Source organism: Tissierella sp. (genome assembly GCF_031460495.1).
Lineage (GTDB): Bacteria > Bacillota > Clostridia > Tissierellales > Tissierellaceae > JAVKTS01.
Window position 1 is genome coordinate 40,196 of record NZ_JAVKTS010000003.1, and the last position, 14,603, is coordinate 54,798.

At 30.4% G+C, this 14,603-nt stretch carries 13 protein-coding genes and 1 other annotated feature; of the genes, 3 read left to right on the forward strand and 10 right to left on the reverse strand.

Annotated elements, in window-relative coordinates; all coding sequences use genetic code 11:
* Positions 1–112 precede the first annotated feature (112 nt).
* The 3 genes from RIN63_RS07785 to RIN63_RS07795 form a co-directional block, all read right to left on the reverse strand.
* On the reverse strand, positions 113–745 hold the full coding sequence (locus tag RIN63_RS07785; protein ID WP_310444148.1) for a hypothetical protein: 633 nt from the start codon (positions 743–745) through the stop codon (positions 113–115).
* A 20-nt stretch (positions 746–765) separates the two neighbouring features.
* Positions 766–1,536, reverse strand: coding sequence for a polysaccharide deacetylase family protein (locus tag RIN63_RS07790; protein ID WP_310444149.1), 771 nt, complete (start codon positions 1,534–1,536; stop codon positions 766–768).
* 173 nt (positions 1,537–1,709) lie between these two features.
* Entirely contained in the window at positions 1,710–2,804 is a 1,095-nt protein-coding gene (locus tag RIN63_RS07795) for a polysaccharide deacetylase family protein (protein ID WP_310444150.1), read from the reverse strand.
* A 203-nt stretch (positions 2,805–3,007) separates the two neighbouring features.
* On the opposite strand from RIN63_RS07795, the gene RIN63_RS07800 reads away from it, so the two are divergent.
* Positions 3,008–3,220 (forward strand): alpha/beta-type small acid-soluble spore protein, encoded by a 213-nt coding sequence (locus RIN63_RS07800; RefSeq protein WP_310444151.1) that lies wholly within the window; start codon positions 3,008–3,010, stop codon positions 3,218–3,220.
* Positions 3,221–3,320: 100 nt separating this feature from the next.
* Entirely contained in the window at positions 3,321–3,869 is a 549-nt protein-coding gene (locus tag RIN63_RS07805) for a DUF4364 family protein (RefSeq protein ID WP_310444152.1), read from the forward strand.
* On the opposite strand, the gene RIN63_RS07810 is transcribed toward RIN63_RS07805, so the two are convergent.
* From RIN63_RS07810 to pgsA, 4 genes are all read right to left on the reverse strand, one after another.
* The gene (locus tag RIN63_RS07810) at positions 3,861–4,790 is read right to left on the reverse strand and encodes a hypothetical protein (protein WP_310444153.1); all 930 of its coding nucleotides are present in this window, start codon (positions 4,788–4,790) and stop codon (positions 3,861–3,863) included. The genes RIN63_RS07805 and RIN63_RS07810 overlap by 9 nt on opposite strands.
* 76 nt (positions 4,791–4,866) lie before the next feature.
* Entirely contained in the window at positions 4,867–6,159 is a 1,293-nt protein-coding gene (locus tag RIN63_RS07815; RefSeq protein ID WP_310444154.1) for a folylpolyglutamate synthase/dihydrofolate synthase family protein, read from the reverse strand.
* 14 nt (positions 6,160–6,173) lie between these two features.
* The gene (locus RIN63_RS07820) at positions 6,174–8,825 is read right to left on the reverse strand and encodes a valine--tRNA ligase (RefSeq protein ID WP_310444155.1); all 2,652 of its coding nucleotides are present in this window, start codon (positions 8,823–8,825) and stop codon (positions 6,174–6,176) included.
* 45 nt (positions 8,826–8,870) lie between these two features.
* Positions 8,871–9,084 (reverse strand) — a binding site (T-box leader).
* A 34-nt stretch (positions 9,085–9,118) separates the two neighbouring features.
* Positions 9,119–9,667 carry a CDP-diacylglycerol--glycerol-3-phosphate 3-phosphatidyltransferase gene (gene pgsA / locus RIN63_RS07825; RefSeq protein WP_310444156.1) on the reverse strand — a complete coding sequence of 183 codons (549 nt, stop codon included), beginning with the start codon at positions 9,665–9,667 and terminating at the stop codon, positions 9,119–9,121.
* A 105-nt stretch (positions 9,668–9,772) separates the two neighbouring features.
* Between pgsA and RIN63_RS07830 the strand changes: the two genes are divergently transcribed.
* On the forward strand, positions 9,773–10,774 hold the full coding sequence (locus tag RIN63_RS07830; RefSeq protein WP_310444157.1) for an ABC transporter substrate-binding protein: 1,002 nt from the start codon (positions 9,773–9,775) through the stop codon (positions 10,772–10,774).
* A gap of 67 nt (positions 10,775–10,841) precedes the next feature.
* Here the strand turns inward: RIN63_RS07830 and RIN63_RS07835 are convergent, their stop codons facing one another.
* Genes RIN63_RS07835 through RIN63_RS07845 form a run of 3 tightly spaced genes read right to left on the reverse strand, consistent with a single transcriptional unit; the run spans position 10,842 to position 14,600 of the window.
* Positions 10,842–12,479 (reverse strand): ABC transporter ATP-binding protein, encoded by a 1,638-nt coding sequence (locus RIN63_RS07835; RefSeq protein ID WP_310444158.1) that lies wholly within the window; start codon positions 12,477–12,479, stop codon positions 10,842–10,844.
* A gap of 2 nt (positions 12,480–12,481) precedes the next feature.
* On the reverse strand, positions 12,482–13,693 hold the full coding sequence (locus RIN63_RS07840; RefSeq protein WP_310444159.1) for an ABC transporter permease subunit: 1,212 nt from the start codon (positions 13,691–13,693) through the stop codon (positions 12,482–12,484).
* The gene (locus RIN63_RS07845; RefSeq protein ID WP_310444160.1) at positions 13,677–14,600 is read right to left on the reverse strand and encodes an ABC transporter ATP-binding protein; all 924 of its coding nucleotides are present in this window, start codon (positions 14,598–14,600) and stop codon (positions 13,677–13,679) included. Before RIN63_RS07845 ends, RIN63_RS07840 begins: the two co-directional genes overlap by 17 nt.
* Positions 14,601–14,603: the final 3 nt, after the last annotated feature.

The window sequence follows — 14,603 nt, forward strand, 5'->3', positions numbered from 1 at the left end:
ATAAATTTTTCATTTGCATATATCTATTATTAGACAAAAGTTTTAAAAATCCTTCTTTTTTTGAAAAATTTGTTAAATTATTTTCAATTATTTTTTTAACAAACTTATTTTACTACTTATTTGAATTAAATATGGTAAAAGGATTAACTGAAGATATATCTATTCCTAGTAATAACACTGATGCAATTACACCTAATGTCGAGTAAATATCAACCTTGTTTTGTGAATTTATCTTTACTGGCAATTCAAATGGTTCAATAATATCATTATTAATTGTTCGGATTTCTCTCTGTAAACATATATTAGCCTCTATTAAATCGTGAATATTATAACTAGAAGGATTGAGGGTGGCTTTGTTATTAAATCCATAAGTTATTACTAAAGATTCAATATTATCTTCTAATATTGAAGTCAAATTACATTCATCACAATTAACTATAATATGTTTTGAAGTTTTAAACATTTTCTTTAGTTTTTCATTTTCATATTCTTTTGGATGTAAAAAAGTATGGACAAGTATATTATATTCAATCCCTATATCCACTATGGAATTAAATATATTAGGTCGTATGTCCATTAGAATAATATTATTATTTTCTTTAGTTAATATTGCTATATTCTTCTCTTTGTTTTCATAGTAGATATTGTAATTGTACATAGTGAGTATTTCCTTCAATAATTTAAAAGTCATTCTTTCAATGGAATCTTCTACTATTCCTATAGATATTATCTTCTGTTGATTCACATTATCCCCTCAAATCATGTCTATTTAATCAATATCTGTCTTCCACTATTATCCATCATAAAATTTTCTTTATATATTAATTCTGAAATTGGAACAATTTCATAACCACTTTCTTGTAATCGTTCTATGACTATTGGCAAATATTCCTTAATAAACTTAGCATTATTATGAAACAGAACTATTGATCCATTCCTCACATTTCTCGTTACCCTATCAACTACTGATTCTACTCCTAGCTCCTTCCAATCTAAAGAGTCAATATCCCATTGTATTGTAAAATATCCATTCTCTCTAAGAGTCTGAATAAGCAAATCGTTATAATCTCCAAAAGGCGGCCTAAATAGTATAGGCTTTTTATCTGTAAGTTCCTGGATCTTATTCCCAGTAGTATTAATCTCTTCAAGGATTTTCTCTTTGCTTAGTTGACTCATATTAGGATGAGTGGTGGAATGATTACCAATTTCATGACCTCTAGCAACTATTTCTTTTACATGCTCTGGAAACTTATCTACCCAAAATCCAACTAAAAAAAATGTACTCTTAACATTGTATTTATCTAGTGTATCCAATATATCCTTTGTGTATTCATCACCCCAAGCAGCATCAAAGCTAAGAGAAATTTTCTTTTCTTCTATTTCTACACTATAAATGGGCAATTCTTTAGTAGGTGCAAATACAGCCACAATATTTTTTGTAGTCCTAACGGAAATATATACTAAGGCAACTAAAGCCACACATAAAACTATTAATAATCTAATAGTAATATTATTCTTATTATATTGATTTCTCATCTACATCTCCTCCCTTATATAATATAATTATTCAGAAATTGCATTTATATTACAGGAGAAAACCTTTGTTACAAAGTAAATAAATAAAAAAACAGATCCTTCTCTAGGCTTAGGATGATTTATATATCAGCCATAGAGTCAAAGGATCCTTTTATAATATATTTTTAAATATCTTATTCACCGTACAAATATAGTTCTTTTTCCTTCAATCTTTCTAAATCTATGGTTTCTTCTAAAGCTAAAGGAACAGTAATTACTTCCTTTACTCCATCAGAAATATATCTTTTCCCTGGGTTCTTATCAAAATACTCTAGCCAATTGTACAAGCCCACATTATCCACCTTGGTCTCAGATGCTCTAATTCTAGGTATGGATAAAGGATTAAATTTATTAGATATTGGGGACTGAGCTGGATTCCATCCAACATTTAATATTGCAATGTTCTCATAACTAATATTATTGTAGCTTCCTTTATGCAAATACTCCTCTAAAGATTTGTCCTTTGGCCTTTCTCCATAGCACAGGGCATATGTGTTTACATTATATTCAGGTAGTACCTTGTTTATGGCCTCTAGCTGCTTTGCTATAACTTCCTGTATTACTTCCTTATCATCTGCTGTTTTCATACCTCTATGGTCAATTGTATGATTGCCTATTTCATATCCATTTTCAAGTAAATAATTTAATTTATACTCTAAAAATTCTGGCTGTCTAAATGCATTAGTTCCAAATACAAAGAAAGTTGCTGTCGAATTAAAGTCTGGATATTCCTTCTTGAAATCTTCCAAAATACCAATGGCTGAATTAGGATCTATAATATCTTCTCCTTGGTCATTCTTTATCATTCTAAAGTTATTCTCATTGCCATCATCAAATGTAAGAACTACAGGTGTTAATCCCTGTTCTAAATCGATATTATTATTTATATAATCACTTAGGCTAATAGGTCTATATCCATTTTCATAAAGTGTTAATAAATCCTTTTTAAAATTCTCTGGTGTTCTTACCCATTCTGCTTCTTCTTCACCAATATTGTGGTACATTAAAATCATTACTTCTCCAGCCTCATTTGGCTTTAAGCTTAAATCAATTAATTCTTTTGGATCCTTTTCCTCTACTTCTTCAATAGGTTCATCTATATCCTCTGTTATTGAATCCACAGGGGTATTCACTACAAGATCATCCTTTGAGATATTCTTTGAACATCCTACAAAAGTTAGTGATAAAGCACAAGTCAAAATTAAAACACTCTTTTTCATGAATTTCATTTTTTTCATCCTCTGTCTAGTTTATTTTTTATGTATAAATTAATTATACATTAAAAAAGTCTTAAAAGAAATTCAAATTAGGATTATAATCAATAATGGTTATAATTATACATATTATAAGAAATTACCAGCATATTTATTTTCTAAAAGGTTATATTAATCTTACAACAACAAAGAAGTTGTTGAAAAAGGAGGTTTGTAAAATGGCTAATAATAGTGGTAGTAACAGAATAGTTGTTCCAGAAGCTAAAGCAGCCTTAAACCAAATGAAATTAGAAATCGCTAATGAACTTGGAATATCAAATTACGAAAATATGGATAAAGGTAATTTAACTTCTAGACAAAATGGGTATGTTGGTGGCTATATGGTTAAAAAATTAGTTGAATCAGCTCAAAACCAATTAGCTGGAAAATAGTTTTATAGAAAATTTATGTAAAATAAAGAAGTGGAATTCCACTTCTTTATTTATTGTGATATAATATAAGGATATAATACATGAAAAGAGGTGTAAAATTATGTTTATTGAGAACACTGAGGAACTGGCTCAGAGCAAATTGCTCCTATTATATCTAATAAAACATTCCAATACTACTTTTACTAATAGTGAAATTACTGAGTTTGTATTAGAAAAAAATTACATGAATTATTTTTTAGTTCAACAATATTTATCCGAACTAATAGAATCCAAATTTATAGAGACATCCAAAGAAACCGCTGGAGATGTGTATCTCATATCGGAAAAGGGTGAAATAGCATTATCATACTTTGAAGAAAGAATTCCAAATAGAATAAAACATGAATTAAATCATGAATTTAGCGAAATATTGAAGAAGGAAAAAGTTAGTGCTCAAGTAGTCTCAGAGTTCTTTGAAAAAGATAACAATCAATTCGTAGTAAACTTAAAATTAGTAGAGAACGATCAAACTCTATTTAGTCTATACCTTGATGTAGCCACTAAAAAACAAGTTGACTTAATTTGTCATAGATGGGAAGAAAATACCGAATCTATATATCAAAGTATAGTTAATCTTCTAACCAATGAAAAAACAACCCCTTTAGAGTAGGAGAATCCCATTTGGTTCATGTCCTACTCTAATTTTATTTATGATTTGATTATTAGATTCATCAATTATAGTTAATTCATCATTTAATATATCAACTATATACAGCTTTTCATTTCCATCCCACTTAATATTAATTGGCATCTTACTTAAATGAATCTTTGAAATATTAATTTCATCATCTAAATCTATCTTATAAATATATCCATCCTCCACATTGGAAAGATAAAATACATCCTTCCCCTTAATCTTGATGAAGTTGGAAAATATCCCCTTCAAATCGACACTCATAATAGTCTTGAAATCATCTAATTCCATTTCAGATAAATTACTATAATTAAGTATGCCATTATTTATATATGATAAAACAAACAATCGCTTACCCTCTATTTCAACCTTAATAGGTTGCTTACTTAAAGTTATAGATGTAACTTTTTCAGTAACTAAATCAAAAACATTAATCGTATAACAATTACCATTTGCAATAAAAGCCTTTAGACTATCTTCATCTATTTTAATATCCGTTGGTCTTTCTCCCATTGAAATATCCTCTATTAATGAAAATGTTTTTTCATCTATAATGGAAATTGAATTAGAATCACTATTTACAACATAAATCTTACCCTTATAGCATTTTATACAAGTTGGATTTCTTCCTACCTTTATGAATCCTAATAGCTTAATATTCTCCATATCTATCTTCATAATAGAATTATCATAGGAGTTTGCAATATATATCCATCCTTCTTCACTTAAGACCATATCAAATGGCCCTAATTGGTTGTTTTCCTGAGTTAAACCATCTTCTTCATCTTCTATAAGTTTGGATAAGTAAATGGTCTTAATTTCACACGAGTCAGCTAAACTAACTAAGGTTAAACTATCCTCTCCGGTATTAGCTACCAATACACTTTTATAAGCCAATATATCACCTCCCTGTATATAGTAATTTATGCAGGAAAGGATATATTGGTGAAATATAAAAACAACTGTAGCCAAGCTACAGTTGTTTTATTAAAGTCCTGACTTCTCCTATTAAATATAGTGAACCACCAAATACTATCATATCATCATTATTAGCTAATTCTAGAGTCTTCTCTATTGCATTCTTAATATCCTTCTCTATAAAAACATTTTTATTATGCTTAGATATTTCTTTTCCTAAGTCCTCAGCTGCTAATTTCCTTGGCATATTAACTTCAGTAACTACAATTTTATCTGCTAAAGGAGCTAACAATTCAACCATATGGGAAGAATCTTTATCCTTTAGTATTCCAAGACCTAAGATCAGTTTATTGTATTTAAATAAGCTAATTGCTTTTTTAAGCTGAGCTACACCCTGGACATTATGGGCCCCATCTATTAAGAAAATAGGATCTTTTTTCATGACTTCCAATCTACCAGGCCATTTAGTTTTCAATAGTCCATCTCTTATCTGTTCGTGTGAAATCTCTAAAAGTCCTTTGTTTGCCAATATTAGCAAAGTTGTCAAAGCTAATGTAGCATTATATATTTGATACTCACCAATCATGGAAATCTTTATATCTTTCATTACTAAGTCTCCATAATGAAAATCAAAAATAGCACCTGAATCAGATAATTCATTTATCTTGATATTTTCCATAGGACAAAAATTAAATTCAGCTTGCTTGTCTTCTGCTACTTCTTTTATTACTTTCAGTGCATCTGCTTCCTGAGGATAGGAAACTACTATGCTATTTTCTTTTATTATACCTGCTTTCTGATAAGCAATCTTTCCTAATGTATCCCCCAAAACATCTATATGATCATAGTCTATTGTTGTAATAACAGATATTAAAGGAGCTTTAATAATATTTGTACTATCAAATCTACCACCTAATCCAACTTCTAAGACAACATAGTCTACCTCTTCTTCTTTGAAATACATAAAGGCTATAGCAGTAACTATTTCAAAAGTAGTAGGATGTTCTAAGCCTTCTGCAACCATAATATTAGCTTTTTCTTTTATTAAAGATGTGATTCTCCCTAATGTTTCATCAGGTATATCTTCATCATTGATTTGAATCCTCTCATTAAATCGCTCAATATAGGGTGAAGTAAATAATCCTACCTTATAGCCTGCAGCTTCAAGGGTATGAGCCAAATAGGAAGAAGTAGAGCCCTTTCCATTGGTTCCACCTATATGGATGTATTTTAAATCATCTTGAGGATTTCCAAGTAAGCTCATTAATTTACCAATAGAATCAAGACCTAACCGAGAGCCAAATTTATCCTTATCATTTATATATTCTAAAGCCTCTTGATATTTCATTCTAGTATCCCTCTTTATCTGTTTGATTTTATGCTTTCTAATCTTTCAACTACCTTTTCAAGCATTTCTTCATATTTCTTTTGTTTTTCCTTTTCTTCTAATACTACTGCCTCCGGAGCTTTCTTGATGAATCCTTCATTGGATAGTTTGCCAACCACCCTCTTTATCTCTCCTTCAAGCTTTTCCTTTTCTTTTTCCATTCTCTCAATTTCCTTGTCAAAGTCAATTAAGTCTTTCAAAGGTAAGAATACTTCACATTTACTTAATACTATTGAAATATTATCATCCCCTATACCATCCTTAGAATCTATTATTTCAATTTCTTCAGCAGATGCCAGGTTCTTAAAGTATCTTTGACCATTTTCTATAATATCTCTAACTCTACTATCAGTAGTCACAAATATTTGATTGGATTTTTTAGAAGGTACAATATTCATCTCTGCCCTAGCATTTCTTATACCCTTTATACCCGTTTTTATAAACTCAATAGACTCTTCTGCATCAGAGAAATACAATTCATCATTAAACACAGGCCAAGAGCTTAGTATTAGTGGAGTTTCGTTTCCTGGCAGATGTTGCCAAATCTCTTCAGTAATAAACGGCATAAATGGATGTAATAGTCTTAATATATCCTTTAGAACAAACAGTAAAACTTTCTCTGCTGTTTCCTTGCTTTCTTTGTTCTCGCCATATAGTCTTGATTTAACCATTTCAATATACCAGTCACAATATTCATCCCAGATAAAATCATAGATCTTCTCAGCAGCAAAGCCTATTTCATATTTATTTAGATTATCTGTTGCCTCTTTTACTAAGGAATTCAATTTGGATAATATCCATTTATCTTCTTCCTCTAGATTTTCTAATGTAAATGTCTCTTTAGCTACATCTTCTTCTAAATTCATAAGAACAAATCTAGTAGCATTCCATAGTTTGTTTGCGAAGTTTCTATTTGCCTCTACTCTCTCAATGTAAAACCTCATGTCATTTCCCGGGGAATTTCCTGTAACTAAGGTAAATCTTAGAGCATCTGCTCCATATTCATCAATTATTTCCAATGGATCAATACCATTACCTAAAGATTTACTCATCTTTCTACCTTGAGAATCACGAATTAAACCTGTTAAAAATACATCCTTAAATGGAACTTCTCCCATCTGTTCAATACTTGAAAATACCATTCTAACTACCCAGAAGAAAATAATATCATATCCCGTAATTAGTACATCTGTAGGAAAGAAATAATCAAGGTCTTCTGTTTTTTCAGGCCAACCTAGGGTTGAGAAAGGCCATAAGGCAGATGAAAACCAAGTATCTAAAGTATCAGTATCTTGACGCAAGTTTCCGCTACTACATTTACCACATTTCTCAGGCTTGGTTCTAGATACAATAATTTCTCCACAATCATCGCAGTAATATACTGGAAGTCTATGTCCCCACCATAATTGTCTAGAAATACACCAATCTCTAAGGTTTTCTAGCCAATTCACATATACCTTACCAAATCTTTCTGGTATAAAGTTTACCTCACCATTTCTATAAGCATCTAAGGCTGGCTTAGCCAATGGCTCCATCTTTACAAACCATTGTTTAGATATAAGGGGCTCTACTATTGTAGTACATCTCTCACAATGACCTACTGAATTTTGATGGTCCTTTGTCTCTACTAAATATCCTTGCTCCTCTAAATCAGCAATTATTTTCTTTCTTGCCTCATATCTTTCTAGACCTTCATATATTCCACCATTTTCACTAATGCTTCCATCTTCATTCATAATAATATATTGGCCTAAATTATGTCTTTCTCCAACTTCAAAATCGTTAGGATCATGGGATGGAGTAATCTTAACTGCTCCAGTACCAAATTCCATCTCAACATAGCTATCAGCAATTATTGGAATCTCTTTATTCATTAGAGGCAGAATTGCAGTCTTACCAACTAAATTCATATATCGTTCATCATCTGGATTAACAGCAATAGCCAAGTCACCTAGCATAGTCTCTGGTCTAGTAGTTGCTATAACTATATGGTCATTACTATCCTTTATAGGATATCTGATATGCCATATATGACCTTCTGAATCCTCATGTTCAACCTCTGCATCGGATATAGCAGTTCTACAACTAGGACACCAGTTAATTATCCTATCTCCTCTATAGATTAAGCCTTTTTCATATAATTTTATAAATACCTCTTCTACAGCTTTGCTAAGTCCTTCATCTAAAGTAAACCTATCCCTTGACCAGTCACAGGAAACTCCTAGTTTCTTAAGTTGATTTTTGATTGTACTACCATATTTTTCAGTCCAATCCCAAGCCTCTTCTAAGAATCCTTCTCTCCCTAGCCCTTCCTTGGTCTTACCTTCTGATTTAATCTTGTTTACAACTCTAGCTTCAGTGGATATACTGGCATGATCTGTACCAGGCAGCCAAAGTGCTGAATACCCTTCCATCCTCTTCCATCTAGTCAAAATATCCTGTAGAGTATTGTTTAATGCATGCCCCATATGAAGGCTACCCGTTACATTTGGTGGTGGCATCATTATGGTAAATGGTTTTTTATTCTTATCAATTGTTGCTACAAAATGACCGTTATCATTCCAGTATTTGTAAAGTCTGTCTTCAAAATCTTTAGGGTCATAGGTCTTTGGTAAATTTTCTAACATTTCAATTCCTCCCTTAAAATATATTAAACCCTCCATCCTTATAATGCAAAGGACGAAGGGTAATTCGCGGTACCACCTTAATTCCATGGAAATTCCATGGCTCTTAAATAAATATAAGGGTTTAACCCTTCAAGCTTACTTATTTTCTGCTTGAATGCTCAAAAGCTACCTTCAGTAGATACTGGACTTAGGATCTCTCAGCGCACAATCCTTTCTCTGTATAGGGTATTTACCTACTCCTCTTTTTCAAAGCTTAATCTGAAATTATTTACTTAATTATATATTCATAAAATTTATTTGTCAACTACATCCTTATTAGTATTCTTCCTCAATCCAATAAAAATAATCAAATAATTTATAAATGCAATTATATTAAGTATAACTGTTAAAATAAATAATACCGTTGACACTATTTCCGGTAATTTAAATACTATAGATAAGGTAGCTGCATAGAAAGATAATGTTGCAATCTTTCCGTATTTATTTGAAGGCATTACTTGCTTTCCTTTAAATAAATATAGTACTGCTCCACCTGCAATCATCATAAGTTCTTTTACCCCTAGTGCAAGCAATATCCATGGGGGAATAATTCCTTTGGTAGTAAAGCTTATAAGTATGGTAAACATCATTAACTTATCTGCAATAGGGTCTAATACTATCCCTAATTTTGTAGATAAATCATACTTTCTTGCTATATATCCATCGGCTACATCAGAAATCCCCGCTAAGATAAAAACAATTCCTGCAAATAAAATATTATTATCTAAATCAGAATAAAAAAAGTATAGATACACTGGGATGAGTAATAATCTCAAGACTGTTATCATATTTGGTATATTCATTCTATCCCTCCCTTATAAGACTAATTTGTAACCATTACTTTATTGTAGAATATTATAACACTAAATAGAACTCTCGTATACCTATTTTATGTAAGGAGGGATATAATGTCAAAGGTTTTTAGAAAATTCTCTTTAATTTTAATTCTCATAATGGTACTATCACTATGTTTAGCAGGATGTAAAAAAGAAACGGACCTAGTACCTGTTAGGTTAATTGAAGTTACCCACTCATTATTTTATACCCCACAATATGTAGCTTTAACACAAGGTTTTTTTGAAGAAGAAGGATTAAAAGTTGAATTAACTAATGGAAAAGGTGCAGATAAATGCATGACTGCATTACTCAGCAACGAAGCTGAAATTGGTTTTATGGGACCAGAAGCATCTGTATATGTTTATAATCAAGGAAGAGATAATTATGCAATTAACTTTGCCCAATTGACACAAAGAGATGGATCATTCTTAGTAGGTAGAGAAAAAGATGACAACTTTACATTTGATAAATTAAAGGGCAAATCTGTACTTGGTGGCAGAAAAGGTGGCATGCCTGAAATGACATTAGAATATGTAATCAAAAATCATGGTCTAGTAATAGGCGAAGATGTTGAAGTAAGAACAGACATACAATTTGATGTATTGGCAGGAGCTTTTGTTGGTGGAGAAGGAGATTATGTAGCATTATTTGAACCTGTAGCAGCTACATTAGAGAAGGAAGGTAAAGGCTATGTAGTAGCTTCTATAGGTGAAGAAGGCGGATATATACCATATACTGCCTACTCTGCAACTAAGGAATACATCGAAAAGAATCCAGAAATAATCCAGAAGTTTACAAATGCCATTTATAAGGGAATGGTTTGGGTTCAAGAACATAGTAATGAAGAAATTGCAGATGCTGTAATGCCGCAATTCCCTGACACAGATAAAGATGTACTAATTTCTCTAATAGAAAGATATAGAAATCAAGACTCTTGGAAACCTGATTTGATTATTACTGAAGATGGATTAAATCATATGATGGACATCATGGAATTGGCTGGCGAATTAGATAAAAGAGCTGATTATGAGAAGATTGTAACAACTAAATTTGCTAAGAAAGCCATGAAGTAGAAAAGATACGGGCCATATTTGGCCCGTCTTTTATATTCATAAATAGTAATTAAGGAATGATAGTAACCTAAAATTCAATTATTTCATCATATGAATCGAAGCTTTCATGAGATATTATAAAAATTAGTTTTGACTTTCTATATTTATCAATCAACTCATAAAAGTTCTTTTTACTATCTGTATCCAATGCAGAAGTTGGTTCATCAAAAATCCAAATATCTGATGATGAAAGAAAAGTACGAACCAAAGCAATCTTTTGGCGTTCTCCACCAGACACTTCATCATTTACTGAATCAAGTTCGGTATCATATCCTTCTCTTTTTAAGTTTGCAATATTCGCGATATTAAACTTATCAAAGATGAATTCCTTATTAGTGTTCCTCTCCTCTGAATAACTTTCAGACCTACTCTTGCAAAATAGATTATCATTTAATGACTCACTTAAAATGAATGGTCTTTGCTCTACAATGGACATATTTGAAGACCTCACTTTTGAAAAATCTATATCTTTTAATGGGTAGTCATTAATAAAAATATCACCACGAAAATCCAAACCAAATAACCCAGCTAATAAATTTATAAATGTAGTTTTTCCACTTCCATTACTACCTTTAATCCAGTAAATTTTACCTTTTTCAAATCGTTTATTCAATTCAAATACAGTCTCTTTATCATAATTAAAGCTAACATTATCAAAATGGATACTATCTATAGAATTAATCTCTAATTTTCCATATTTGTACTCTACATGATTTGTATATTGCATTAATCTATCATAACTAGATTTTACATTCTGTAAATAAGTACCTAAATGCAAAAAGTAGTCTGTCGAACTTAATAATTTTGAAAAATAAGTAACTAAAACTACAAAAATACCTATACTCATGTTCCCCAGAAGTACCATATTCCCACCGTATAAATATAGAAAAACCTGAGCACTCATAGTTATTGCTGAAGTGAGAAAATCAAAGATATTTGATAATTTTATTTCTTTAACTAACTCATGTTTATAAGTCTCAAAAACTAAATTTTGCTTTTCAACGGTTCTAGAAAAAAAACCATTTATTTTAATAGACCTTAAATTGCCTAATAGGTTGTATAACTTACCGAAAAAGTTAGATTGCGTGTTTTTTACTTTTAGGGATTGATCATATAACTTATTCTTAAAGATATAATAAAGCACACTGTAACACATTACCAGAAAAATGAACATAATAGATAAAATAACAGATTGATTAAAAACAATAATAAAGACAATAAAAACAATAGCTAAATTTGCAAAAAAATCTCTAAATAATGTTATACAAAAAATCACAATTATATTGCAATCGTTATTTATCATCTGATGAAGTGATGATGGGTTAATATTGCAAATTTCCCTGTATGAAGCATTATATATCTTTTCAATGCTAAATATATTAGCCATATAACCTGATTCACTTTGTATATTAACATATTGTAAATTGGTGATATATGTTAATACAAATTGAATAAATATTAAAACTACAAAAGTTCCAACTAACTGTTGCAAACTCATCAATACATTTGTTCCAGTAATCAAATCTACAATTTGACCAGTTATTAAAGGTATGACAATACCTATTAAATTAATCAATAATGATAATATTATGTATAACACGAACCTATACTTATATTTATTAATAAATTTAAATCCAAAATTTAAAATGTTTTTAATATCTTTCATGTCTACTCCTTATAATTAATCCATATTAGATTAATAAAATATATAATTAAATTTGTTATAAAAAAAATACTACAAGCCCAAATCCACGAAAAGCTTAAAGCCCCTGTTAACAGACTATTTGTATCAATAAATTGTATTAAGTTAAATGCAGAATTTTTAACTTCCATAGGAACTAAAAAAGCAGCAGATAACATAACTATTCCTACCATAGAAAGAAGTATAGATATTTGTTGATTCTTAGATATATAAGATACAAAGTTTACTATTGCATATATAAAAAACAAAAACAATACAAATATAAATCCACTAAAAATTGCTAGTTTACTGACACTAGTTACTATATCATAAGCTTGCATGATTTCATTATCTGAAGCAAATCTACCAAAAGTATATAACGCTTGACTGTTTATTATCTTAAATCTATATATTCCTGACCCGTATTTATGAAAGCCAAAAGAGCACAGAATAATAATAGGAATCGTTACTAAAAATAATGTTAAAATAAATCTGGTGATAAATCTAGTATTAAAGACTTTTGTCTTACTAAAGGGAAGTGTGAAAATTAAGCGTAATGTTTCATTATCAAAGTCTTTTGACCATATATCAAAGTTTAAAAGAACAACTAATGCTATTATTAATACACTTATATAGCTTCTTCCATTTATTGAATCATCTAATAGGTACATCGCTGTTGGCTTTAAAGGATTAATGTCTAATTCTAATCCTGAGTCCTTATATTTAGCTAATAGAATCATTCTTTTATTCCAATCTCTTTCAATATCTCTATATAAACGAGTATCACCTGTTTCAATCTGCATTTTATTCACTTCAATTAAATTTTCATCTAATCTTTCTTCAACTCTTATGATTTTTTCCTTATTCTCAACTGGCTCTTTCCATAAGAAACTAAGAGTTGTTAAGTTTCTTAAATGATCTTTCCATGCTTGATCAACAAGTTCCGCCTCTGGAGTTTTTATGTGCCCAGGGAATTCTTCTTTAAGCCGTTCAAGACGTCTGGTATAACGCGCTGACCATACTGCAGCATTATCAATTTCATTGGATAACTCTTGCAAACGCTGCTGAGAGTATTTATGATATTGTCTTTCATAGGTTGTTCGAAAAATTAGAATCACTATAATACAGGATAGTATCAACAGAATAATATTTTTTCTAGAAAAAAACAATTTAATTTCATTTTTAATTAATCCTGTCATACTTATCACCATACACTTTCTTATAATAACTTTCTAGGTCATTGTGTTCCTTTCTTATGTCGAGAATATAAATATTATGCTGCGACAAAGTCATTATCAACTTCCCAAGAACCTTTTCTTCATTAGATGAAAAAGAAATCCACGAATCCTTTTCATCAAATGATAGTAAATTTATTTCTGGAATACTATTTATTAGCTTTATTGCTTCCTTTAATTCATTAACCAATACACTATATATTGCATTTGATATTAAGTCTTCTGGTAAAGGTCCATCAAACAATTTTTCACCTTTATTAATAAATATCACCCGATCAACTATCTTTTCAACTTCACCAAGTTGATGTGAAGAAAACAAAATAGAAGATCCTTCTTGACGGATAAATTCCATTTGCCGACGTAGATTAAACACAGCTTGTGGATCCAATCCATTTGTTGGCTCATCTAGTATTACCAATTTCGGCTTGTGCATAATTGACAGAGCTAACATCAGCCTCATTTTCATTCCCATGGAGTATTTGCTAGTCACTTTTTTTATTTGTATTCCTAATCCACTAAACTCCACCATTTCTTGCACCCTTTGCTTACCTATGCCACGCCAGTTTGCCATCATTTTCAGATGATCTATTCCTGAAAGTTCTGGATATAATGTAGGATGTTCTATGCTGACTCCCATATGAGTTAAGGCTTGTTGTCTCTCATTAACAATAGAATGACCGTTTATTTCAATATGCCCATTATTTGTATGGTATAAGCCACATATACATTTTAATGTGGTTGATTTACCACTGCCATTAGGCCCTAAAAATCCTACTATCTCTTGTTCCTTTACTGAAAAGCTCAAGTTTGAAATAATACATTCCTTTCCAAAATTCTTCTTTAAATTCTCAACTATTAATATATCTTTCATTGA